We start from the raw sequence: 23,298 nt of genomic DNA, 5'->3' as shown, positions 1-23,298 counted from the left end.
GTCGCTGCGAAGTCGTGCCACCCTGCCCACGCCGCCTGATTTCGGCCCGCTCCGACGTCGACTGTGCCGCCATCCCTCCAGGCGCGGCAAATGCCCACCTCAAGGAAGCACGACGTCGCCCCCCAGCCCAGACGCCACCTTCCGCGGGTCGACAGTGAAGGAGCCGACGATCGTGTCCATGACCTCGGGGGATGCATCCGGCGACAGCAACACCTGCAGCGTCACGACCATCGTCCCCTCGTCATCGATGGCCACCATCTCCCACAGCTTGCTGTCGGGGATCTGCGCGCAATCCGTCCAATACCGCGTCGCCAGCTGCCAGCCATCCTTCTCGCGGGACGGCTCGTCGGAGGCGATGCATCCGTCGATCGTCCAGTCCGCCTTTCCGACGAGGTCGTCGGCGCGGGCGCGGAGGTCGGTGGATTCGAGGCCGGCCAGCCCTGTTCTGGTCGCAAAGTCCTTCGACACCGCGACGTAGGCTCCGTCTTCGCCGAACTCGACCGGTGAGTCGACTTGGGTTCCGGTGACGACGGCGGTTCCGGCATCCGGACTCACGTTGTAATTCCCGGTGCGCGCACCCCATTCGGCAGGAATCGCGAACGACAGCGCCTTGTCGCCACTCGAGACGTTCTTGGTCTCGAGCCCCGGCGGCGTCGATGAAGCGGATGCCGCGACCCCCGCACCGGCACCACCACCGAACATGGCGAAGAGCCCGTCGAGCCGTTCGGGCGTGATGACGGCCGACGCTGTCGCCCCGACCACAGCCACCAGAATCGCGCCGCCGATCGCATAGACCCTCTTGGGATGCCGCGCCGCCACCGGAGTCGCGGCCGAAGCCGGTGCCGGCTGGCCGGCCGTCGCGGGCGGCTGTTGCGCACCGTCATGAGAAGACTGCGGCATGCCCGTGCCCGCTGCCGGCACGTTCTCCGGAAACGGTGGCCTGTTGCCTCCATTGGCATCGGACATGCGGCGAGTGTATTCCTCCGCATGCATCCGCCGCACCTGTCCCGGCGCGGAGTAGCGGTTGGGAACCCGAACATTGCGGTGAAGCGCAGTCAGCCCTCCGAGTGGGTGAATCGGAGATTCAGCCTCTGATTGGTCACGCGCTGAGCAGCGGCACGATCCGGTCGAGTTCCTCGGTCTTGGCTTCCGCTACGAGTTCGAGGTCGTAACGGGTTTGCAGATTCGTCCAGAATCGATCCGAGGTCCCGAACGCCCGGGCAAGCCGAGCTGCTGTGTCGGGGGAGATACCGCGCTTGCCGTGAACGATCTCGTTGATGCGCCGAGGCGGCACGTTGATCGCCTGTGCGAGCCGGTACTGGCTGATCTCCAGCGGCTTCAGGAACTCCTCGAGAAGGATCTCACCCGGGTGGATCGGTGCGTGTGCGGTTGCCATGATGTCTCCTCTCAGTGGTAGTCGACGATCTCCACATCAGCCGGACCCGTGGGAGTCCAGACGAAGCAGATGCGCCATTGGTCGTTGATTCGGATGCTGTGCTGACCTTCGCGATCGCCCTTCAACTGTTCGAGACGGTTGCCGGGCGGAATGCGAAGCTCATTGAGATCCTCAACCGCGTCCAGGATGAGGAGCTTGCGGTTCGCCATGCGCTGCAGGTCACTGCCGAATCGGCGGACATGCTGCCGATTCCAGACCCGCTCCGTGTTGAGGTCGGCGAACGAGTGGATCATGCTCAATGATAACGGGTCGCGTTACTAGTGGCTAGGTGAAGAGCTGATGCTCAATCCTCGATTCACATGAGTCACATCGCGCAAGGCTTCCCAGCGTTCGCGAGGCCATTTCACCTCACCAACCAACTACACCTCGGATGGTCACTAATCGGCCAGGCGCTTCCAGTTCGACGCTGGAACGAACGTCCCGTGCGAGAGAACGTGGAGTGCCCTTCACTCCGGCACTCTAGATCCTCCGTTGTCACTGACGCGGAGCGGGGATATTGAGAGCGGCAACGCTCAGATCGGCTGATACGCCTGCCCTAACACTTCGCCGACAACGATCTCCCACATTGTCTTTGCTCGCCAGACGTACCCGACGTCCGACTCGTCAAATATTCTGCCTGAGTAAACACCGACGAATTGAAAGGCGTCAGGGTCTGCGATTGAGAGAATCCCTTCGCTCACAACTGCGCTGCGACCTGCGGCGCTGAAGTAGACCGGCGAACCGGACATTCCCGCACGCGTCCGACTATCGATGAGGAATCTGGGCAGTCCGTCGACTTCATCGGCGTAGTCGCTGGCAACGGTGCCTTTCATCCATACGGCCTTGCCGCGAACTCCACCGTGCACGCCACCTGGATAACCGATTACGGTCATCGTATCGAGTTGTCTGATCGGGTACATCGAAGACTCGTCGTTCGCCACGGTCTCGTCTTGCAGAGCGTAGTCGGGGGCCTGTAGATCGGTCAGCTCAAGAGCGGCAACATCAACGGTGTTTCCGTAAGTGGGATGCTCGAACCAGAGGGCCGACGGATATCCTCCAGCCGTGGATGGAGCTATCAAAGGGAAGTCTTGGCACACCGTCGCCGAACTCGATTCGGTTGCGACATATGAGGTGATTCGCACGCTAGTTGCTTGTCTGCCAGCTTTGTCGACTAATTCCATACTCCCTGGCTTCATCCCGGCCAGCACATGCCGGTTGCTGATGAGGAAAAGTCTCTCTTCGTGCTCGACCACAAATCCAGTAGCTTCGCTTATTCGCTCGTCGCCGTAAAACACTTCTACATAGCGCGCGTTTACAGACCGGAGCAAGTAGGCGAGCGCAACCTTGTCAGTCATGAGAACGAACTTAGCGGGAGTCCGTCAGTCCGCGAGCAAGCGCGACGGAGCCGCCGATCGACGCGAATCAACTGGTTCTCAACGAGACTCATCGCCAGAACCAGCGCGCGAACTTGTCGGCGGAGCCCTGAAAGGGAAGCCCTTCGGGACCTTGACGAACCTGTTCGACCACGAAGACACGTCGAAGCCCCAGCTCGACTGGATCACAGCCAAGAGCACCCGCACAGTCTTCTTGGTCAGGTTCTAACTCATGCAAGACTCCGCGGCGTCGTCCCTCTCGTTGTCAGCGACACTGGAGTGAGCTGCGCTCGAGAGTTGAAGGCCTGCGACGCAGGTGTCGGATCTCTACTCAATGACAAATCCACTGTGTCCGCTGATAAGGGCGAGCTGCTCCACGACGTGGTATAGATCAGAGTCTCGAAGCTGAGCACTTAGAGCGTATTCGTCCTTATCGAGGAGAGCCAGTAGCAAGAGAGCTTCGCCTTGTGTCAAGATCCACCTTGACGCAATGTCAAAGCCACTCGCAGACGGGCCGTAGGCGCTCATGATGCCGTGAAGCTCTGAGCGGTGCTCCTCTATGTACGAATCGGTGTCCTGTTGGAACGACTCGATCGTTCCGCTCCCCGCCGTCGCCAGTGCGACGATGTTCTCCACGCTGAGCCCTATGTCAGAGGGGACAGCCGCAAAATCTTGAAGCTTCCGTTCAAGATGTCTCGAAAGCTGGAGGCATTGATAGCTCTCCAATGAGCTGACCATTCCCGCTCCCTTCGTGAGCTCTTCATCAAACAATTCGACAAGCACTAACAGCCGACTAAACACGCGCCGAGCGTCTGCCGGTAGGTCAATCGGTGACTTGTAAACGTACTTGTGAACCGTCTCAGACCATGCGTGTTCTGCAATCGTTCGAACCTGAACTTCACACCGAATGGGGATTCCGTCGGCGTTCGTGAGGTCCTTATACGTAATATGTAAATGAAGGCCGCGATAGTGAAGCACTTCGGGGTCGGCGTCGAGAGTCTGATCTTCAACTACCACAGATAATCCTTCTTGTGCATTCAAAGTATCGGTGACCACCGACTTTAGGCTCGCTTCCGGGACTATGACCCGAGCACCTACTAGGTCCGGGCAGTCCAACCAAGGGTCGAGGTATCCTTTCCGGCGCTGCTTTCTAAACAGCTCGAGTGGATCCTTCGGCCGCGCAGAAATCGAATGTACGATCTTTGGGTCCAGGGCGCCTTTGACACGAAGCTCGATTTCTGAGGCTGCATCTTTGTACACCGCGAACTGCTCTGTGAATCGGTCGTATAACCGCTCAGGGGTCCAACCAGTCACGCTAACGGCCGCCGGTCGACTTAAGTGAGGTTATGCGGCTTCCTTGAATAGTGATTAGGTCAGTGCCGTCAGCGCCCTCTTCAACGCGAACTGACTTCTCGGGGCCGATTTCGGATGGGGGAGCGATCACTAACACGCCATTTGCCAAATCCACGCGCATCCGCCGCGTCTGCGTATCAACTCGGCTAGTGTCCTTCGCGAACTGGGTGGTGGGAGTTTGGGACGCCTCCGCGAGGTGACGAATTTCGCTTCCATGTCCAGCCGGTATGTGAGCCTGGATGAAGGCATTCGGGTTGATGAAATTCGTGTTGGAGTTAAGCTCCGAAAGCAATGAGGACTGCGCATCTATCTTGGCTTCGGCGCCCATTGTGCTTTGGTTGATGGCCGCAGTCATGCCTGTCAGGAATCTTTCTGTGAGTACCGCTGGCTCCTCGCGAAGCTTCATTCCCAGAAAGCGAGTCAAGAAATACTCGGCAAACCCGCGCCCATTCTGTTCGTCAACAAGCTCGCCCCCGACAATTCCGGCGGCTGATGAGCTGCGTGAAAAAACGGCAACTTTGTAGATCCGAGCAGCGTCTCCAAAGACCAGGTCTCGAATGTGCTCGACCTCATAGACTTGATGGCCGACCGCGTTTGTCGTGGGCTCCAGACGCATGGCTTCCTGATGCTCAACCTTCGCAACCACGAGTAGGTCATCACCCCCGAGTTTCGCCTGGGCCACCATGAGAAGTCCTGCCAATGCACTCCCCGGTTGTACGTTCGACAATGACATTGCGATGGACTTACTCTGCGCTACGAAGTCGGTGCCCGGCGCCCACATTTGAAGAACCGCCGTCCTTACCTCGCTCGGTTCGTCACTGTCCGCAATGATCGCAACTCCGCGATTGCTGAGTACTTTCAAAAATCGCATCGTAAGGAACGTGCGGTCCTCAGATTCAAGCACCACTGGCTCATCAGTGAGGTGAACCTCAAATCGCCGCTGCGGGTCGTCTGTACGTCGGACTTGGTGCATCACGATCGGGCCAAGCTCAAGGCCGGAATAGTTTGTCAATGTTCCCCCTACGTTGGAAGAAGTCAATCGGTAGTCATGGCGATTGTCGCTCGTTCACGGATCCCCAATTCGGGTGACACGATCGTTGCGCGATTCGAGATTTCTACGTTCACGAGCCAATCTCTAATACTCAGGATTGGAGTCGTCGGGTTCAGTCAAATCTTCATGCGTCAGCCCTCCCCGTAGATTGAGGAGTGCACTCCATCGCCAACTCGAGCTGGGGCGCTTCCGCAGGTCGGCGTGACTCCCGCTGCTCTCACTGATTCGAGTGGACCAGCCGAATACTTCGGCCGCGCGCATATGGGCCTGTTCTTGGACGGGCATCGCCCCTGCTGTCCGCGGCGCCGCCACGCATCGCTCATCACGGGCGCTCTGTATGCTCGCCTCGTGTCCAATCATGAAGAAGTCGTGATGTCAGTAGTCGACCTCCCACTCGAGACGGTCGCTGAAGAGCTACTGAGACTTGACCCTGACGGTTCGCGGTGGGGCAGCGTGATTCGGCACACATTCGACATGATCTATAACGGCCAAGAGACTGGCCGTTATAAGTGGGACGAACTAATGAAAACCGAGAAGACCCACTTTGGATCGCTATTCGAAATCAATGCGCAGCGCGAGTTCTCCTTCGAAGGCGGCGCAAAGCTCGACTTCTTCATTGAGGGGTACGAGGTAGACGCCAAGTGGAGTCAGTCGATGGGCGGCTGGATGCTTCCGCCTGAGGTCTTTGACCAGATTGCGCTTGTAGGCACCGCAGACGACGCCGCATCGCGCTGGTCCGTAGGGCTTGTGCGAGTCTCCGAAATGAACCGCCGAGAGAAGACCAATCGCGATCAGAAGAGTCAGTTGAGTCCCGCGGGCAGGGCAGCCATCAAGTGGTTGTGGCGTGATGCTCAATTGCCACCAAATGTTCTGCTACAGCTTCCGGAAGACGTCGTTGCGCACATTCTCGACAGCACAAAAGGAACGCAGCGCCTTCACCGACTGTTTCGCGCTGCAGAGGGTCGCATAGTCCATCGCACCACTGTCGCGACGGTGGCGCGGCAACTGGATGCCCAGAAGCGCGTGCGCGGAAACGGTGGATCGCGCTCGGTGCTAGCTAGCGAAGGCATCGTGATACTGAGTGGGAAGTACCATGCTCACATTGCCAAGGCTCTTGGCGTGCCGGTGCCGTCTGCCATGGAGTACATCTCAGTCCGAGTTGTTCCGTCAAATGATGGTTCGGGCGCCGTGATCGCGGGTGAGCGGTGGCGACGCGCGAGGGCCGATGACGAGGTAGTCAGAGATGCTCCGCAGCTGCCTGAGCGCGGGACCGTCGAAGAACTGGAAGGTCCTTAAGGCCTGACGCTGCCCCGACCAATCCGTAGTTCACGAGCTGATGTAGTGCTCCAAAGCTTCGCGCACAACATCGGTGAGCGATTTTCCCTCCGACTTGGCCTTCGAGAGCGCGGATCGATATAGGTCCTCAGAGATCCTGAACGACTTCATTGGTGTCTTCGGCTGATTGGGCATAACTCCAATGGTGTCATGACGATTGACCTTGTGGGGTGTCATGACGAGCTGTAGTATGGTGTCATGACACCGACTATTCGAACAATTCACGTCGAGGTCTCTGCGGAGCTCTGGATGGCTGCCCAATCGAAAGCTGTGCAACATGGCGACGAGCTAAGTGCTGTCGTAGCCGAGGAACTCGCCAATTATGTGCGGGAAGACTCATGAACCGGCTTGTCGCAAAACAATGGAAGCCTCGGCGTCTCTACAGATGCCGCAACTGCGGAATTCGTGTGACGAAGCGTGAGCGCGTCATGCCGTGGAAGGCGTGTTCGGAGGATTGCGCGGACGAAATTTGGATCAAAGCCAACTTCAAGGCTGAAACACGCGCTGAGCGGAAGGCCAAGTCACTCCACCTGTATGACTGAACTTTGCATCGCAGGACCGCCCGCTGCTCGGTCAGCGAGCGCGCGCTCGATTCGATCGGTTGCGGCTGCCAGCTCGACGTGCTCCCAAATTCGTATGACGATCCAGCCCTCAGCAACGAGGGCATCATTCGTTGCCCTGTCGCGGTCACTGTTCCTCGTGAGTTTTGGTGTCCAGTAGGCCTGATTGACTGTTGGTCTTCGACCATGGATGGGGCAGGAATGCCAGAAACACCCGTCAATAAAGATGCATACTTTTTGCTTCGTAAAGACAACGTCCGGACGGGCTCGCCGCTGTTCAGTATCGATTCTGAAATCCTTACGGAACCTGTGACCTCTGCGATGCAGAGCAGATCGCAGCTCAAGCTCGGGCTTCGTATCGACGCGTTTTATCGCTCGCATGTTGCGCGATCGTCCGGCGCTAGTCGGAGAATCTCGCGTGTCGGAGGTATCGGTGATGATGTACATCTATTCTCAAAGTACCAATCTCGCCCCGCTGCGCAACAGAGTGCGGAGGGCGAGGAAATGATGGCCAGGAGTGCTGCATGAAATCTGATCTGACGGTCGTCGAAATCTGCGCTGGAGCAGGGGGGCAGGCGCTTGGCTTGCATAACGCAGGCTTCAGCCATGCTCTCGCCGTAGAACTTGATGCCTATGCGTGCCAGACGTTGCGGGAGAACACTTCTTGGAAGATCGCTGAGGGCGATGTAGCCGACATTAATGTGTGGGATCCTGCCGACTACGTCGGTATTGATTTGCTGGCGGGAGGCGTACCGTGCCCGCCGTTCTCAATCGCCGGCAAACAGCTTGGATCTTCGGACGAGCGAGACCTTTTCGCGTGGGCAGTAGAGCAAGTCGGCGTGATTCAGCCTCGAGCTCTTCTTCTGGAAAATGTGCGAGGTCTCGCTTCCAACCGATTCGCTGGATATCGTCAGCGCATACTTGATCGTCTGGCGGAATTCGGGTATGTCGCGGACTGGCGCCTAGTCCATTCGGCTGATTTTGGTGTGGCTCAACTCCGCCCCCGGTTTGTCCTGATCGCAATGAAGGAAGAGGACGCCGCCTACTTTCACTGGCCTGAACCGAACGGGCAGGTTGTCACCGTCGGCGCCGCACTCCAAGACCTGATGGCGTCAAACGGCTGGAAGCACGCGGAGGACTGGGCGCGCCTCGCCGACGACATCGGGCCCACATTGGTGGGCGGAAGTAAGAAGCACGGGGGAGCGGATCTAGGTCCTACACGAGCGAAAGCCGCCTGGGCTCATCTTGCCGTCGATGGACGGGGAGTCGCCGACGAGGCGCCGGGCGCGGATTGGCCACATCCGTCGATCCGAATGCCGAAACTTACAGTTCCAATGGTCGCTCGTCTACAGGGCTGGAGTGACGGCTATGAATGGCGTTTCGCTGGTCGCAAGACCGCGCAATATCGCCAGATCGGCAATGCCTTCCCACCGCCGGTGGCCGAAGCAATTGGGCGTTCTATCAGATCAGCCTTGCTTCATGAGGGGCGCCGCCAGGACGTAGTCGGGCTGGGATCAGCGGTCCACGATCCGATCTACAAGGCTCTCGCAAACGCAACTGGGTATGTCACCCTTGAGCACCTTCACACCCTGCTAGATCCCTCGAACACCCAAGCGGTGATCGAGCAGAAGCTCGCGGCCTTGTCGCACGACTTCGAGATCGATGTGCGCACCACGACGTCAGGAACTTCCTACCGCTTAGGCAAGTTCAAGGGATTTACGGGTCAGCAGGATCACGAAAGGCATCTCTATATGGAAAAGCACCGTGGCCGCATCAGCTGAGGCAGGTCATTGAAGCTTGGTTGTCCGCAGTAGATGGGTGACGAGAGCCGAACGATCAGACGGGGTTAGGAGACGATACCTGTCATAGGCTTCGTCGACTTTATCCCGACCGCGCTGGCCTGCCGAAACCCATTCCAACAGCCGCTTCCGGTCTCGATTGTTCAGGTTATCGATTGAGGTTTGTACGCTGTTCAACGATTCAGGAGCGCGAGTGTCAGAGCGTGCTGTCTCATTGCAGTCAGAACATTCCGCGCGCAAGTTCGAGGGATCTCCCGTGCCGCCGTCGGCTGCTGCAACGATATGACCGGCTGTTAGAACGGCAGTCCGCTCCGGATGATCGGGATAAGGCTCTCCCGCGATGATTCCGCAGTGAAAACAGCGGTAATGGTCACGCGTCAAGACGAACAGCTTATTCTTCTTTGTGACTTTCGATTTATCCTTGGGCCTCTTGCCCAAAGCAGGATGCCAGCCAATCCGCTCGAGCTTGTAATCTCCCACATCAAGATTGCGATCGTGTTTTGCTGACGGAAAAACCCAGCCGTCCCGAATACTCCGCAGCTGTCTAATTCGACGCTGAAAATGTTCCATGTCGTTTCGACTTGTCTTGCTGAGCCTGTGCCCGAGCGCATTTCGAAGTTCATCGGTTGTGAACGTCTCGCCAGGCTCCTTGTTAAAGGCTAACCACGCCGCGATTCTCGGCTCATCACCCATCGGCGATCTCGTGCCTGGCCAAGTGTCGAGCTCCCACCAGAGCTCACCCGAATCAACGTACGCCTCAGGTGCGAACCGACCATCCCCCGATGTCACAGCTTCAATCTACATGCAGATGCATCCAGCAGCGGGATGAGTCTCCAAGCACTTAGTCCTGAGTCAGGCCTCGAAAGGCCGCTACGCGACATACCCGGCCCCGTCGCTGGATAGTCAACCTGACCCAGCGATTTGTTGATCGCGTTGTCGCGCGGTGTCCAAGAACTATCGGTCAAATCCCGAGCAAGTTGGCGAGTCCCTGCTCGCTGACGACGGGGATGCCGTAGTCGCGTGCCTTTTTCGCCTTGCCCGAGATGGAGTCTGGGTCGGCGGCCGCGACGAGCTTGACCTTCTTTGTGACCGCATCCTTCGGCACCAGGTCGTTCGCCACGAGGATGTCGTACCAGCGCTCGCGCGGGAGGGACATCTCGCCCGTCAGCGTCACCAGGTCGCCTGGGTTGAGCGCGAAACCGCCCAGGGAGGCGCCGGGCTGCTTCGGCGACGCGGGTGCGACATCCGGGGGAGTCAGCACCTTGTCGATCTGCGTGGGCGGGATGCGCAGCAGGGTGGCGACCGCGACCAGGTCGCCGGTCTCGGCGTCGGTGAGGATGCCGTCTGACCAGGCTGCCGCACCGAGCATCCAGAAGTATTCGAGGTTGAGCTTCTCGCAGGCCGGGCGACTGATACCCAGGGATTCGGCGAGCTTGACGAGTCCTTCGGCCTCGTGCAGTGAGAGCACCCGGTCGAGGAGAGCACGGTCGAGGAGTGCGAGGTAGTCGTTGTGTGCATCCGGGCCGGAGAACTCGGGGAGGTTGTCGGTGATGCGCTCGAGGAAGTGGTGGTCGTTGCCGCTCAGGGCGTCCTCCCGGGGGTACCAAGCCACGCCTCTGCTCGGGACGCGGCCGTACGAATAGGCGGCTGCGCGGTCTAGGTGATCGGTCCATCCTGAGCGGTCTTCGGAGTGCGCGATGTAGGAGGCGAGGAGTTGCGCCGTCGCGCCGGCGTCGACAGAGGCGCGGTGGGCGCCCTCGAGCTGGATGTCGAAGGCTGCGCAGCAGTCGACGAGGGCTCGGCCGGAGCCAGGGAGGTAGACGCGAGCGAGTTGCATCGTGCAGAGGGTCACGAGGTCTTGGCTTGTCCAGATATCAGCTCGCGCCAACTCGGCCAGCAGGAACCGCGTGTCGAAGCTGGCGTTGTGCGCCACCAGCACTCGTCCGTCGAGGAGCTCGATCAGTTCGGGCGCGATGTCGGAGAAGGTTGGAGCTCGCAAGATCTCCGCGGCTGAGATGCGGTGGATGTCTTGGCGGCCCAGGTCGCGGCCGGGATTGAGTAGCGTGTCCCAGCGGCCGGTGATCGTGCCATCCGGATCGGAGTGGACGACCGCCACCTCGATCGCGCGGTCGTGTTTGCCTGGAAAGAGGCCCGTTGTTTCGAAGTCGATAGTGGCGAATCCTGGTGAGCCCATCTGCACACCGTATCCGACAGGTGTCGGACGATTCTCGCCCTCGAAATGGGGGAGTGAAGACCACTTAAGGGGAGCTTCTTCTGGAGAATCAACTCTTCGAGGACGGCTCCAGGATGCGAGCGAGGAGTGAGACGCCGACTAGTACCAGCCCGAGCGTCATGGCGATCTCTCTGAGGAGCGTCGCGATGGTGCCGGCGATGGCGTGCGGAAAGTCGGCGGACCCGAAGAGCAGGGCCAGCCATCCGTCGGTGACGAGCGCGAGAGTGGCGCCGATGGCCGTGAGGACCACACCCGACACGAACATCTGGCGAGCGGTGAGGCGTGGGGGCATTAATGACTCCGGTCACTCAAAGGTGGACGCTCAGCAAAGGTTGTTCCTTGAGGGCTTCGCATGCGCTTTAGGAAGATGAACATGATATTAGTCGACAAAAACTCATCTGAGTTGTAGCTTCTGAGAGGGAGCGGGTGCGCGGAGACCGAGAGGGTTCGATGATGTCACCGAAAAGATCCATTCCTGCTGTCGCTGCAGTTCTCGTCGCGCTCGCTGCGGGTGGCGGGGCTCAGGCCGCGTTCGCGTCCGCAGCTCACAGCTCCAATGAAAATAGCGAGATTGCAGTCTGCGACGGCAATTCGCTCTCGACCACGGATTCGCAGGGAACAGCGCTCGACCCGGAGGCACTGAGCATGGCGCGGTCGCAGGTGCGGCATCTCTGCGATGCCGGTGTCGGAAGCGCGATCACCTTCGAGCAGTACCTCCATGCGATCGATGCATCCGAGCAGTTCACCTCATATGCGAACGTCGTCGCTCAGATCAACGCCAGTCCCGGCCTCATGGGGATTAGCGCTTACGCCAACTCAATTCCTCGGGATGGCAAGAGGAAGCAGCTCAGCTGCATCTATCGGATGCAGCCTATGTCGGGGCCGTCGACGTCGTGGCAAAGCTGCGGCACGTCAGGGCCGAGCACCACGTCGACGTATCTCACGACTCGCGGCAACGACTTCTGTCCCGTCAAGGGCACGCGGTGGGAGGCGATTGCGGATCTGTATGTGAACGGCTCGATCGTGCAGAGCGACGGCGACATCAAGGTGGCTCTGTGAAGCCGTCGTCGGAGGTGAGCAGGCACCGACCGACGCTGATCGTCGTGAATCAAGTCTCCGTTCTACCGAGCGGCACCGCCTACGTGGCGTCCTTCGTCGAGGTGTGGGAGTGGGGGATCGTGGTGCGGATGGTTGGGCTGGCCGAAGGGTTCGTGCGTCAGGTGCTCGCCCTGCGGCTGGAGCTTCGCGACGATCGGGGTGGCCGGTACGAGTGGAGGGCCGCGACGTCGGGCGGGATGGTGCTTCCGGAGGAGGTGATGCTCGCTTTCGGCGGAAGGGTGAGTGGATCGGTGCGAGAGTTGCAACTGGTGATCGCTGCATCCGGTGAGGTCGTGATGTCGGTCACCGTTTGAGAGCTGGCAAGCCTCCGTCCCAACCCGGCAACGAGAACTCCACGCGAGTTCAGGATCACCGTGACGATGCACCGCGGCCTGGCAGTGCGGTCGACTGGACCTGGTTCTATGGTTGCCGAGACATTCGCCCCCTGTTGCACTTATAACTGCAACAAACTAAGCTGGGGAGATGCCGGATCCTCGGTGTGTACCTCGGTTTATTGGAGTCAATCCCATGTCTACCAAGCTTCTGTCAAATGGAACCGTTCTGGTTGACGAAGATCTTCGTAAGCAGGCAGAGGCTCTCGTTGCTGAGGCGCACGATCGATCGCTCTCGGGCCTGTTCGTCTCGTTGGATGATGGACAGCAGATCAAGGTGAGTGCCGATCTTGGACGATTCTTCGTCGGGGTGCTCGAGCGGTTGGCTCACGGTCCGGTTTCGGTCATGACGCTCCCCGACGAACTCACGACGACAACCGCGGCGGAAATGCTCGGAATCTCGCGACCGACCTTGATGAAACTCATCGCTGCGGGTGAGATCGCGTCCACGAAGGTTGGGTCGCACACTCGTCTCGCAACAAAAGACGTCCTCGAGTGCAAGAAGATCCGAGACCAGCGCCGCGCTGCGTCATTCGAGATGCTGCGAGCAACTGACGACGGGGTCGGCGACCTTGGCGACATCCCCAGCGGCGCCTAGCGTCCTACTACTGTAGAGCGCGTGCTTCAGCGAGTTTTTGTCGATAGCAACGTTCTCTACAGTCGAACGACCAGGGATTGGCTGTTCTTGTTGCGCAATGAAACACGCGACATGTTCCAAGTCCATTCGTCCATCGATGTCGTTGTCGAGGTTGTGCGGGCGGTCAGGCGGGAAAAGCCTCAGCTTGATGGCGCGATCACGCGAAGCTTCCATGACCAGTTGATCAATAATCTCGACGAGATTCAGCCGGACTACGACGCACGTGTGGAGTTCTCGGGCGCTGATCCGGACGACCTTCACGTCCACGCGGCCGCAATAGCCGCAAAGGCCGACCTTCTTCTTACGTCCGATGGTCGTGACTTCGGTGATCCAGACGCTCTTCCTTACGAGCTCTATGAGCCTGACGCGTTCTTCGTGCTTGTCGATGACGGAGCAGCGGAGATGGTGCTTCGAGTTGTGATGAAGCAAGTTGCATATTGGAAGGGCAAGTCCGACGCGGGGCGCCAAGTCAAGGGCGTCGTGCAGGCGCTCGAGGACGCCAACTGCCCGCTCTTCGCAGAACGCGTCGGCGCGCATCTCGAACTACTGTCCGGCAAGCCTGCCTGACGCACGTCGGCGCCGCCGAGCGCGAGCGAACTGTGTCGATTGTCGCTGGCCGTAAGGCGTCTAGATTTGCCACACCTGTGGCGCGCTCAGTACTCCAACCGCAAGACGGTCATCCTCGGCGAGGTCATCGGGTGGGCATTCGCCGACGAGCTGCAGGAGTGCATCCTGGACCCGTTGGAGTTGAGTGCGAAGGCCTGGCCCACGACGTCAGCACCGGCGCATTTGTTCCACGCCCGCGCCGAGGCTGTTCGGACCGCCCAGCAGGATGGCGTTCGGTGTGCCGCTCGTCTTCATGCGGTCCAGCACCCTGCCGGGCACGCAATCCGACGGTGTGATGAAGAGTATCGCGTCGGTTGCACCGGCCAGTGCCGCACCCGACAGGGCGTCCGGGAAGTTCGAGCCGAGAGCCAAGTAGGCATTGGAGTCTTCACCCCAGCCCACGAAATAGTCGCCCAGCTCTGCCGACACGTCGTAGCGAGTGGCGCCGGCGATGCGGTTGAAGCCCACTCCTAACGACCGGATGTTGTCATCCAGAGCAGGCGACATCGAGTTCGGGCCGCCGATCACCCAGGCGGACTCCGGTTGCAGCTGATGAATGAGTGCCGTGGTCGGCGCATCCAGTTTCGAGTTCGCTCCATTCACCAAGACCACCACGCCACCTCCTGAGGCGGCAGCCGAGCCGGCCGAGAGTGCATCGGCGAAGCCGCGCCCGTCGGCGAACAGCACTTGAATGCGCGACTCGCCCGACGTGGGGTCGGGCGTGATTGCAGGAGCGGCCAGTAGAGCCAGCTTTCGAGACACCTCGTAGCGGTCGGTACCACCGATCCGTTCGATCTGAGGCGCGAACTGCGCGAGCCGTGAGTAGGTCGAGTTGTTGACCGAGTTCGGGCCTCCGACCACGTAGATCTTCTGAGGCTTCAGTCGGTTCAACTCGGACGCGATGGGTGCAGGGACGTCACCCGGCGTGACCAGCAGAACCGGACCGCCCAGGTGAGCGGCTACGGGGCCGGCGCTCAGCGCATCCGGATAGTTCGTTCCATCTGCGACGAAGACCACCGGCACGCCCGCGCTGAAATGACTGGCGGAGATGTTCGCCGACGCTTCGAAACGGTCGGCACCGGAAATTCGTTGCACCGCCCGCGCGGCCCAGGGAAGCAGGGTGGCGTTGTATCCGGTCAACTGGTCGCCAGGGGCCGGCTGGATCACCTTCGCCGTCGATCGGGTGGGCTGGTTCGGCCAGTATTGCGGGCTGTACATCCGCCCGCCGCCGATGCCGTTCGTGTAGTCGCTGAACAGGATGACCTGGGGTGCAGCCGGCACGCCGATCATGAAATAGCTGCCGTTCGTGACGGTGGCTTCAGCGCCGCGTTCCCACGAGCCGTCGGGATTCTGGATGTAGGTGGTTGCTCGCTGGACGTTGTCGCTGTACCAGGCGGTGGTGTCCACGACGCCCTTGATCGAGGCTCCAGCGACCATGCCCACGTCGGCCACCTCGTCGGCTCCATCGATCGTGAGCACCTTCGCCTCGGAGCGGAATGGAGTGTCGCCCCACCACGTCGGCGCAAGCCCGACGTCATCTGCTGAGTACGGCGAGTGATACTCGGTGAATTGGATTCGATAGTCCCCGTCTTTGAGCCCCTCGAGGCGGTAGTTGCCCTTCCAATCGGCATCGCCCCACTGTGCGTAGTTGCCGTTCTCGTCAAAAACAAGGATGTGCGCGCTGACGCCAAAGCTGTTCTGGCCCGCGGGGCTCAGATTGGCAACATGACCCGAGATGGCATGCGTCGCGCTGTCGGAGGCAGCCGCGGATGACGTGGATACGGCGACGGAACCGGCGACAAGCCCGATCGCCATGATGGTCGCGGTGATCGCTGATCGGATACGTGTCATCTGTTCCCCCTGGAGTCTGCTCGATCGAGCGTATTAGAAGAATCGACCACCAGAATCACCCGTCGGAGCCTGCTGGACTCGGTGACCGCCGCTGTTAGCCTCCGTCTATGAGTCAGCATTCGTCAGCGGGGTGGTTCCCGGACCCGTTCGGGCGACATGAGCACCGGTACTGGGATGGCTATCAGTGGACCGAGCACGTGGGCTCGGCCGGCACTCAGGCGGTCGACGCGCCTACGCCAGCGATGCCACTGCCGACAGCCACGCACGCGAACCAGCCCACGGGGCAAGCTGGGACAAGCACGCCAGTTGACAAGGGCGTGCAACGGCAGGTTCGTAAACTCGGCGTCGCAGATGCGGCCCGCGCAGGTGGTGGAACGCTGTTCACCGAGCCGCTCTTGGTCGTGAACCAGAAGGCGAAGCTGTTCGAGAGGAAAGCCGAGTATTCGGTCTTCAATCAGCACGGACGGAAGGTCGGCGGCGTTCGGCAGTTCGGAAGCAGCATGTCTCGAATGGCCGTGGGGCGGGACAACGCCACCAAGCGGTTCCAGATCGTTGATGAGGCGGGCCGCCCAATCCTGACGCTCACCCGGCCGGCCACTGTTCTCAAGTCGACGGTGAGCGTCATGCGTGAAGACGGCACCCATGTGGGCCAGATCGTGCAGGAGAACTTCGGCGTATTGGCGTCAGTGCTCGGAGGAAGGTTCAACGTCCGCTTCCGCATGGAGGCCGACGGCGAGACGCTCGGGACGATCAATGCGGAGAGTTGGCAGGCCTGGGACTTCAGCATCCAGGACCCGCACGGCTCCGAGATCGCTCGGATCACGAAGACTTGGGCGGGCTTCAGCAAAGAAATGTTCACCAAGGCCGACAACTACGTTCTTCAGATGCATCGGTCGCTCGAAGACCCGCTTCTAACACTCGTGGTCTCCGCGGCGCTCGCCGTGGACACGGTACTCAAGCAGGACGGCGACAACCGGCGAGGTCGGTAACGGTCTGTCCGGCGACGTCTATTCCTCGATTGTCGTTGCGGCACCCCTTATCTACGCGAGCGGGAAGTTCGGGATCTCTTTGTCGTGAATCTCGATTTGGCCGGCATGCCCCCACAAGTAGGGGTGCGGCCGCTCCGCATTGCTCGACAGTTGTCAGGTAGCTTCGGAACCAACGATCCGGGGGAAACAATGGAGTTTGAAGAACGGCTCGTCGCACTGGCTGCAAAAGTGCAGAATCAGCGCGACGCAATACAGACCGAAGAAGCGACGAAGAACGCGTTCATCATGCCGTTCATTTCGACGATCCTCGGGTACGACGTCTTCAATCCGCTTGAGGTCGTGCCCGAGTTTACGGCTGACGTTGGCATCAAGCGCGGCGAGAAGATCGACTACGCGATCGTGCGTGATGGCGAAGTCCAGATTCTGATCGAGTGCAAGGCGTCGATGGGACAGCTGAAGATCGAGCATGCATCGCAGCTGTTCCGCTACTTCGCGGTGACCAACGCTCGCATCGCCGTGCTCACCAACGGCCAGGTCTACAACTTCTACACCGACCTCGACGCACCGAACCGGATGGACGAGAAGCCCTTCCTGGTGCTCGACCTTGCGGACATTGACGAGACGCTCATCCCGGAGCTGAAGAAGCTCACGAAGGATGTCTTCGATCTCGACTCGGTGATCAGCGCGGCCGAAGAACTCAAGTACGTCGGTGCGCTCAAGCGGGAGATTGCGGCCCAATTCCGCGAGCCATCCGACGAGTGGATCAAGTTTTTCACTTCGCGGGTCTACGACGGTGCGTACACGCAGAAGGTGCGAACGCAGTTCACGACGCTCGTTGGCAAGGCAGCACGGCAGTTCCTCAACGAGCGGGTGAACGAGCGTCTCAAGTCGGCGCTCGGGGCGACCGCGCTCCCCGTTTCATCGGCTGTCGATGCGCACGGGCCATCCGCCGTCCAAAGTCAGCCCGTGGCCGACCTCGACATCGAGCAGAACTCGGACGAGATCGACACAACTCTGGAGGAGCTCGAGGGCTACCAGATCGTGAAGGCGATCGCCTGTGCTGAGGTGAAGCCGCAGCGGGTCGTGCATCGAGATGCGAAGTCGTATTTCGCGGTGCTGCTTGACGACAACAACCGGAAGCCGATTGCGCGGTTGTGGTTCAACGGGAAGAAGCAGAAGTATCTCGGGGTTTTCGACGCCGAGAAGGTTGAGACGAAGATTCCGATTGATTCTCTGGACGCGATATACGAACACGCGGAGACTATTCGAGCCTCCGTTCGACTACACGCTTCGAACTCAGTTCTTTAGCGCTGGAACGGGGATTCGCAATGGCATCGAGACGCTTGACGATCTACCTATTACGGGACATCGATACGGTTGACGACGCACTGGCTTCCGACAAGTCTCCCCATAGTGCCGAGCTAGACGCCGACTCCGGATTGGTCGGTCGGTTCTTTTATGAATCGAAACCGGAAGTGTCGCCGAGTTGGGTCTCCTTTGTGTCACCCGCACTACAAGACAAGCCAGAATCGCTGACCTCATCGTCAGCTTCGGGTTTGCTCGTGCTACAGGTCGACAACAAGTTTCTAGCCTTCACTTTCGGATACGGTCGCAGCTTTCTCGACCCAGCGAAGATTGAGCATCAATTCGGACTACGCGTCGCACTAAATCGAATCGACGCGAGTCAGATCAGGAGTCTCGACACCAAGACGTTCGAAGACATGGTTGTGACTAGAACCACCCAGGCCAGCAAGAGCTCGGAGCTGCCGACGTTCGGGGTAGACGTGTCGAGAGACATACTTCGAGCAGTCACAGGGGAGCCAAGAGACAAGAGCATTGCCAAGCGGCTGTCCGGTTCGGATGCGCTGGTCGTGAATCTGGTGGCTGTTGCTTCGGAGCTACCAGATATCTGCAGGGAGTTCCTAGCCGCATATGAAGAAGATTCGTACAAGGCGAATTTTGAATGGATCGACCATCTCGCACTAGTCACAGACGCCACGATCATCGAGCAATTGGACGGTCTCCTGGTCCAACAGCTGATCGAGTCGGACACTTCGTCTACGCATTTTGCCATGCCCGAGGCGTTGAGCTGGGAAGACGTTGATGCCTTCAAGATCGCGGGTACCCGGAGCACCGAATATGACGATCTGGAGATTGACGCATACCTGAATGCTCTGGGCGACGCCCGGGTCGACCTGACCATTGAGGCTTTGAAACAGCGTCATGTCTCAGTTCGTTTCAGTCGCTCCACGACGTTCGAATCCCGGTGGACGGTCTATCAATGCCTCGTGACTGAGCAACGAATCGACTTGCAGCTTTACGTACTCATTGAGGGACGATGGTTCGTGGTGAGTGAGTCCTTGGTAGACGAAGTGGACACGTTCGCTAATTCCCTCGGCGCGTCACCGACAGTCTTTCCGGATGCCGTGTCTGGAGAAGCGGAGAGACTATTCAATGAGCGGACTGCGGACTCGGCCCCTGACGATCGCCTCCTCTTGGATGCTCGCATAGTACGGCCGGGCGGCGCCGCGAGCGGCATCGAAGTGTGCGACATTCTGACATCTTCGGGCGAGTTCATACATGTCAAGCGGAAGTCTCGGTCATCGACGCTGAGTCACCTATTTGCGCAGGGGAGCGTATCCGCTGCCACCTTTATCGGCGATGGCACCTTTCGCGATAAGGTGCGCACCCACATCGTTGAGAACACATCTGAACCGTTGACGTCTCGGTGGCTCGCGCTGATACCCGGCAGCGCCGACCCAATTGATCGGTCGGCGTACTCCGTGTCTTACGTGGTGCTCGCCAACTCCGCCGCCGATGGGACTAACTGGCTCCCGTTCTTCAGCAAGTTGAATCTGATGCAGCACGGACGACAGCTCAAGAACATGAATTTGGACGTGACCATCACCCGAGTGCCCGTCGTCTAACTGATGACCGTTGGGCGGCCCGCCGCACCGCTGAGTATCACGTCCGCTATAAATGTTTGGCGAGCGGCGAGGTGTCGGGTGTTGGGCCTCCCGCCCTCACGCAGAAGCGCGCGCTTCAGCTGCTGGTCCCTCGACGCCGAATTCCACCCACGAGCGGCACAACGCCGACGAGTGCGAGCGCGAGGCCGACGTCGAGCCAGGTGCGGTCTCCGGTCATTGAGCTTCCGGGGATCAGGTTCGCGCCCTGTCCGGCGAAGACGACCTCGACCAGCAGGGTAGCAATACCGACGGCGATGAGCGTTTTGCGCCTGGCTCTGCTTCTCATCGTCGTGACGCTACTCGGGCTTTGCAGGCGGGGCGCCTGTTGGAACCCACTGCCTCAGCCGTTCGGGCAGCCCCGCGATCAGGCGTCGGTCTTGCGCGTCTCCGCTGCGACCTCCTTGGCGATAGAGATAACCCATGGATTCGCCGACCACAGGCCGTCCTTGCCCTTCGTGTAGAGCACGTCTTCGACGCCGCGCCTGACCGCATTCCGGATGACGGCCGACAGGACGAGGATCGCGACGGCGAAGCCGACGACGTAGACGATGATGCCGATGATCACGCTGGGTGCATCCATTGACTGTTCCTTCGGTTGATGGCTGATCGGTCTGATCTCAGGCCACTACCGAGCCTGCCCAAGTTAGGGGACTGCTGCGCGAATAGGTGACATCTTCACTTATCCGTGCAGCAGTCCCCTGTTCATGTCCACCCAGGTCGCAGCCGCCACGCTTGCACTGGTGGAGATTGTCGACAAGATCTTCACAGCGTCCTTGGCTGCGGCAATCAGCTGGGCAAGTTATCCACAGGACGTCTTTCGACGATTCGCCGTGTCGGATCATCCGCACACATCCCCATCGTCCACGAAGTACGGGCGATGACAGGCCGCTGCCGCCTGCCTCGTCGTCGCCGCAATTCCCCGCGACCGTGCTCGAAGCAGTTGCTCAATCAACTCGTCGATCACCCGCTGGTTTGCAGGACGTACGCCAAAAGGGAAACCGCCAGTAACCGGTATCGGCAGCTGCAACATCGTGGGCCCCCACCGAACTAGCAACCCAACAGCCCGATACCGTTCTAGGACATCACGACCTATCGCGGGCCGTATGTCGTCAATGTTTGACCAGGGAAGCCACAATTCGAGCGCAAGGGTGCTTCGACCTGACCAAATTCCGATCCCCTGAGAGTTGGCAACAATAGTCAAACCCCGGGGAATGACACGGCGAGCTCCTGCTGGATTTCCCCTCCGAAGTTCACTAATCAACTCTTCGGAGCGCAGCGCTGAAGCGATAACATCCCATGAGCCCTGCGCGCGAAGATTCCGGGCTCGAATGTCCCACCCGTATGCGACGGCGACGACGTAGCCACCGATAAGCATGACCGTGACCAGTGAGATCGCCATCACACCGACGAGAATCCCCGCGGCCACGGAATCACCGGTGGATTGTGAGGTCCGCACGAACTGCAGTATCAGAAAGCCCGATGCTGCGAGAAGCGCCCCCACAACCGCGAATGCAAAGCCTCGCTTATCGTTCATTTGGCTTCACCGATCGTAATCACGCTGCACTCCTAATAAGGGGCGAACTGCAAGCCACCCATGAGTGTACTAATACCCGTACTTGAGAGGCCACCAGAGTAGAACTGGGTAGCGAAAGGGGTCGGATCAATGGGCAGAGTCGGCTCCACCGGCGACAACGCCGCCATGGAATCGTTCTTCGCGCTCCTGCAGAAGAACGTCCTCGACCGCCGCTCCTGGACGGGCCTACGGATGACAAGACCATGGACACGTTCATTCGCAGTTTCGTCATCACCCAAACGCTCGTCTGGCCGGACGGTGTCGTCAGCCTCGATCGCAATAACTCCTACCAATATTCGACCTACATTGAGCTCTACGACACAAGGTCAGGAAGCATGCGGAGCTTCACGGCCTATGTCGCGGTGGGCCGGTCGACGGAGAATGTCGTTACGGCATGGCCTTCTGGTGCGATCGGAGACTGAATTGTGCAGATAGATCTTCGGAGGGAGCTCTTTCAGCAAATCCTTGCTCCGGGTGAGGGCATCTTGAGCGCCGACGAGGCTGAGGAGGTGGTCTCCTACGAGAGGATTGACGGCAGTCAATTGCAGTTCCTGATACCGACTTCTGCGTTTGAGAACAACTTGGCTGGGTTCGCCAAGGCTGCTCGGAGCGCGTTGGGCGGGGGTGGTTCCGATCTCGTCAACGCGGGTCGATGGCTCCATTTCGTGATGATGGAGAAGGCGAACGACATGTCGCCGGTTGGCAAGCGTGGGTATCGGTTGACCAACGATGGTTCGCTTCTGCCTTGGGATTGATCGGTCGGCTATGGGAATCGGTCGGCCATGGGAGTTGAACCGAGCGAAGTGGAATTGGTGTGATTGCCATCGCAACCGGTGATCGCTGCATCCGGTGAGGTCGTGATGTCGGTCACCGTTTGAGATCGGGCACGACGACCTCGCGGCCACGGTCGAAACGGGAGGGTGGGGATGGTGGCTTGTCCGGTTGGAGCCATTGGCATCGGGTTTGGCGGGAGCCCGCGCAGCGGGCGGGGGACTATGGCTCCAACCGGACAAGACTCCGTCCCCACCCGGCAACGAGGACGACGGGTCAGCGGCCCAAGAACTCCCTCGTCTTCGCCGCGATCTCCGCAGACTTCGTGTGGTGGAGGTAGTGGCCGCCATCGAGTGGCACCAGTTCTCCGTGGTCGACCTGAGTCAGCTGGGCCTCGTGGAGCTTCACCCAGCCCGGAATCTCGGGGTCCGTGCCCACCACGAACACGAGCACGGGGAGGTCTCGCGGAAAGGTCTGTGAGCGGGCGGCGGCGAAGTTCTCGGGGGTGCGGGTCGCCTCGTCGATGAGTGTGGGTGTCATCGTGTTCCGGTTGCTCAGGATGGCCAGTTGCCGTCGGGCGTCATCGTCGTAGTCGGCGAGGCCGTCGTACGCACCGGGCGTGAACGACGCGAGGAGGCGGAGGATGCCCAGCTGCTTCAACGCATCCATACCCTCGAGCGGGGCGGATTCCTCGCTGCCCGGCTGACCTGGAACACTGGTGTCGATGCCCACGAACGCGGTCACCTCGTCGCGGAAGCGGCTGAGGTATTCGAGGCCGTAGATCCCCGCGATCGAGTGGCCCGCGAGCACGTAGCGGTCGATTCCCAGAGTCTGCAGGGCCTCATGCACCTCACCGGCGATGGCGGCGGATGTGCGGGGTGCGTCGGTCTGATCGCTCAAGCCGTAACCGAACGGCTCGACCACCACCACCCGGAAGTCGTCGTCCAGCTCGCGCACAAGAGGTGCGAAGTCGAGCGCGGGCGATGCCGTGCCGAGGCCCGGAAGCACCACGATCGTCTCGGACTCATCGGGCGCATCCTCGCTCACGACCACGTTCATGTTCTTTCCGTCGACCGGTACGAGCTGTCCGTACGGGCGCAGCTCGGCGTTCTCCGAGGCGGTGGCTATCGCGTTCACAGTCGTCGTGGCGATCAGGCCGAGCGTCGGGATCCCGACGACGACTGCAAGGGAGAGAAGGGCGATCTTGGCGGGCTTGTTCACGAGAACCGATCGGTTGGAGCTGAGCCGCCTCGGGTGAATGCGGTCTACTCATCAT

The 23,298-nt window shown here is 60.0% G+C and carries 25 protein-coding genes; 11 read left to right on the top strand and 14 right to left on the bottom strand.

All coding sequences use genetic code 11. The features are described 5' to 3' along the window. Positions 1-99 precede the first annotated feature (99 nt). The 6 genes from BLW00_RS12590 to BLW00_RS12565 all read right to left on the bottom strand — a co-directional run bounded on the left by BLW00_RS12590 (position 100) and on the right by BLW00_RS12565 (position 5,173). A complete protein-coding gene (locus BLW00_RS12590) occupies positions 100-966 on the bottom strand; it encodes a hypothetical protein (protein ID WP_139256708.1) in 867 nt (288 codons plus the stop codon). A gap of 133 nt (positions 967-1,099) precedes the next feature. Next, on the bottom strand, positions 1,100-1,396 hold the full coding sequence (locus tag BLW00_RS12585; protein ID WP_092554519.1) for a HigA family addiction module antitoxin: 297 nt from the start codon (positions 1,394-1,396) through the stop codon (positions 1,100-1,102). An 11-nt stretch (positions 1,397-1,407) separates the two neighbouring features. Further along, positions 1,408-1,689: a type II toxin-antitoxin system RelE/ParE family toxin gene (locus BLW00_RS12580; protein ID WP_092554517.1), complete on the bottom strand. Its 282-nt coding sequence runs from the start codon at positions 1,687-1,689 to the stop codon at positions 1,408-1,410. A 279-nt stretch (positions 1,690-1,968) separates the two neighbouring features. Further along, entirely contained in the window at positions 1,969-2,790 is an 822-nt protein-coding gene (locus BLW00_RS12575; RefSeq protein WP_092554515.1) for a trypsin-like peptidase domain-containing protein, read from the bottom strand. Between the two features lie 345 nt (positions 2,791-3,135). Then, positions 3,136-4,068 (bottom strand): RelA/SpoT domain-containing protein, encoded by a 933-nt coding sequence (locus BLW00_RS12570; RefSeq protein WP_175494240.1) that lies wholly within the window; start codon positions 4,066-4,068, stop codon positions 3,136-3,138. A gap of 55 nt (positions 4,069-4,123) precedes the next feature. Continuing rightward, complete coding sequence (locus BLW00_RS12565; protein WP_139256707.1) at positions 4,124-5,173, bottom strand: nucleoid-associated protein; 1,050 nt, start codon at positions 5,171-5,173, stop codon at positions 4,124-4,126. 387 nt (positions 5,174-5,560) lie between these two features. On the opposite strand from BLW00_RS12565, the gene BLW00_RS12560 reads away from it, so the two are divergent. Further along, positions 5,561-6,508 carry a NaeI family type II restriction endonuclease gene (locus tag BLW00_RS12560; protein ID WP_245741548.1) on the top strand — a complete coding sequence of 316 codons (948 nt, stop codon included), beginning with the start codon at positions 5,561-5,563 and terminating at the stop codon, positions 6,506-6,508. Positions 6,509-7,068: 560 nt separating this feature from the next. On the opposite strand, the gene BLW00_RS24425 is transcribed toward BLW00_RS12560, so the two are convergent. After that, positions 7,069-7,554: a very short patch repair endonuclease gene (locus BLW00_RS24425; protein WP_092554507.1), complete on the bottom strand. Its 486-nt coding sequence runs from the start codon at positions 7,552-7,554 to the stop codon at positions 7,069-7,071. Positions 7,555-7,631: 77 nt separating this feature from the next. On the opposite strand from BLW00_RS24425, the gene BLW00_RS12550 reads away from it, so the two are divergent. Beyond that, on the top strand, positions 7,632-8,888 hold the full coding sequence (locus BLW00_RS12550; protein ID WP_092554505.1) for a DNA cytosine methyltransferase: 1,257 nt from the start codon (positions 7,632-7,634) through the stop codon (positions 8,886-8,888). Between the two features lie 6 nt (positions 8,889-8,894). Here the strand turns inward: BLW00_RS12550 and BLW00_RS22955 are convergent, their stop codons facing one another. From BLW00_RS22955 to BLW00_RS12540, 3 genes are all read right to left on the bottom strand, one after another. Next, complete coding sequence (locus tag BLW00_RS22955; protein WP_139256706.1) at positions 8,895-9,599, bottom strand: HNH endonuclease; 705 nt, start codon at positions 9,597-9,599, stop codon at positions 8,895-8,897. 268 nt (positions 9,600-9,867) lie between these two features. Further along, entirely contained in the window at positions 9,868-11,100 is a 1,233-nt protein-coding gene (locus BLW00_RS12545; RefSeq protein ID WP_092554503.1) for an exonuclease domain-containing protein, read from the bottom strand. An 88-nt stretch (positions 11,101-11,188) separates the two neighbouring features. Continuing rightward, positions 11,189-11,431, bottom strand: a complete 243-nt coding sequence (locus BLW00_RS12540) for a hypothetical protein (RefSeq protein ID WP_139256705.1) — start codon at positions 11,429-11,431, stop codon at positions 11,189-11,191. Between the two features lie 161 nt (positions 11,432-11,592). Here BLW00_RS12540 and BLW00_RS12535 point away from each other — a divergent pair, with 161 nt between their 5' ends. From BLW00_RS12535 to BLW00_RS12520, 4 genes are all read left to right on the top strand, one after another. Next, entirely contained in the window at positions 11,593-12,198 is a 606-nt protein-coding gene (locus BLW00_RS12535; RefSeq protein WP_139256704.1) for a hypothetical protein, read from the top strand. A 44-nt stretch (positions 12,199-12,242) separates the two neighbouring features. After that, positions 12,243-12,551, top strand: a complete 309-nt coding sequence (locus BLW00_RS12530) for a hypothetical protein (RefSeq protein ID WP_139256703.1) — start codon at positions 12,243-12,245, stop codon at positions 12,549-12,551. A gap of 214 nt (positions 12,552-12,765) precedes the next feature. Continuing rightward, positions 12,766-13,227, top strand: coding sequence for a helix-turn-helix domain-containing protein (locus tag BLW00_RS12525; RefSeq protein WP_175494239.1), 462 nt, complete (start codon positions 12,766-12,768; stop codon positions 13,225-13,227). A gap of 21 nt (positions 13,228-13,248) precedes the next feature. Next, positions 13,249-13,833: a PIN domain-containing protein gene (locus tag BLW00_RS12520; protein WP_092554493.1), complete on the top strand. Its 585-nt coding sequence runs from the start codon at positions 13,249-13,251 to the stop codon at positions 13,831-13,833. Between the two features lie 207 nt (positions 13,834-14,040). On the opposite strand, the gene BLW00_RS12515 is transcribed toward BLW00_RS12520, so the two are convergent. After that, a complete protein-coding gene (locus BLW00_RS12515) occupies positions 14,041-15,723 on the bottom strand; it encodes a cell wall-binding repeat-containing protein (RefSeq protein ID WP_092554491.1) in 1,683 nt (560 codons plus the stop codon). 107 nt (positions 15,724-15,830) lie between these two features. On the opposite strand from BLW00_RS12515, the gene BLW00_RS12510 reads away from it, so the two are divergent. From BLW00_RS12510 to BLW00_RS12500, 3 genes are all read left to right on the top strand, one after another. Continuing rightward, complete coding sequence (locus tag BLW00_RS12510) at positions 15,831-16,712, top strand: phospholipid scramblase-related protein (RefSeq protein ID WP_092554489.1); 882 nt, start codon at positions 15,831-15,833, stop codon at positions 16,710-16,712. 189 nt (positions 16,713-16,901) lie between these two features. Continuing rightward, entirely contained in the window at positions 16,902-18,020 is a 1,119-nt protein-coding gene (locus BLW00_RS12505; RefSeq protein ID WP_092554486.1) for a type I restriction endonuclease, read from the top strand. Between the two features lie 20 nt (positions 18,021-18,040). After that, positions 18,041-19,639 (top strand): DUF6119 family protein, encoded by a 1,599-nt coding sequence (locus tag BLW00_RS12500; protein WP_092554484.1) that lies wholly within the window; start codon positions 18,041-18,043, stop codon positions 19,637-19,639. Between the two features lie 115 nt (positions 19,640-19,754). On the opposite strand, the gene BLW00_RS12495 is transcribed toward BLW00_RS12500, so the two are convergent. Both BLW00_RS12495 and BLW00_RS12490 read right to left on the bottom strand, forming a co-directional pair. Beyond that, positions 19,755-19,964: a hypothetical protein gene (locus BLW00_RS12495; protein ID WP_092554481.1), complete on the bottom strand. Its 210-nt coding sequence runs from the start codon at positions 19,962-19,964 to the stop codon at positions 19,755-19,757. Positions 19,965-20,042: 78 nt separating this feature from the next. Beyond that, positions 20,043-20,258: a hypothetical protein gene (locus BLW00_RS12490; protein ID WP_092554478.1), complete on the bottom strand. Its 216-nt coding sequence runs from the start codon at positions 20,256-20,258 to the stop codon at positions 20,043-20,045. 1,196 nt (positions 20,259-21,454) lie between these two features. Between BLW00_RS12490 and BLW00_RS22950 the strand changes: the two genes are divergently transcribed. Both BLW00_RS22950 and BLW00_RS12480 read left to right on the top strand, forming a co-directional pair. Next, on the top strand, positions 21,455-21,673 hold the full coding sequence (locus BLW00_RS22950; protein WP_139256702.1) for a hypothetical protein: 219 nt from the start codon (positions 21,455-21,457) through the stop codon (positions 21,671-21,673). 63 nt (positions 21,674-21,736) lie between these two features. Next, entirely contained in the window at positions 21,737-22,006 is a 270-nt protein-coding gene (locus BLW00_RS12480; protein WP_139256701.1) for a hypothetical protein, read from the top strand. Between the two features lie 292 nt (positions 22,007-22,298). On the opposite strand, the gene BLW00_RS12475 is transcribed toward BLW00_RS12480, so the two are convergent. Continuing rightward, positions 22,299-23,243: an alpha/beta fold hydrolase gene (locus BLW00_RS12475; RefSeq protein WP_092554470.1), complete on the bottom strand. Its 945-nt coding sequence runs from the start codon at positions 23,241-23,243 to the stop codon at positions 22,299-22,301. Positions 23,244-23,298 lie beyond the last annotated feature (55 nt).

This window comes from Herbiconiux ginsengi (assembly GCF_900107435.1).
Taxonomy (GTDB): domain Bacteria; phylum Actinomycetota; class Actinomycetes; order Actinomycetales; family Microbacteriaceae; genus Herbiconiux; species Herbiconiux ginsengi.
This window is presented reverse-complemented; position numbering and strand designations above follow the sequence as displayed.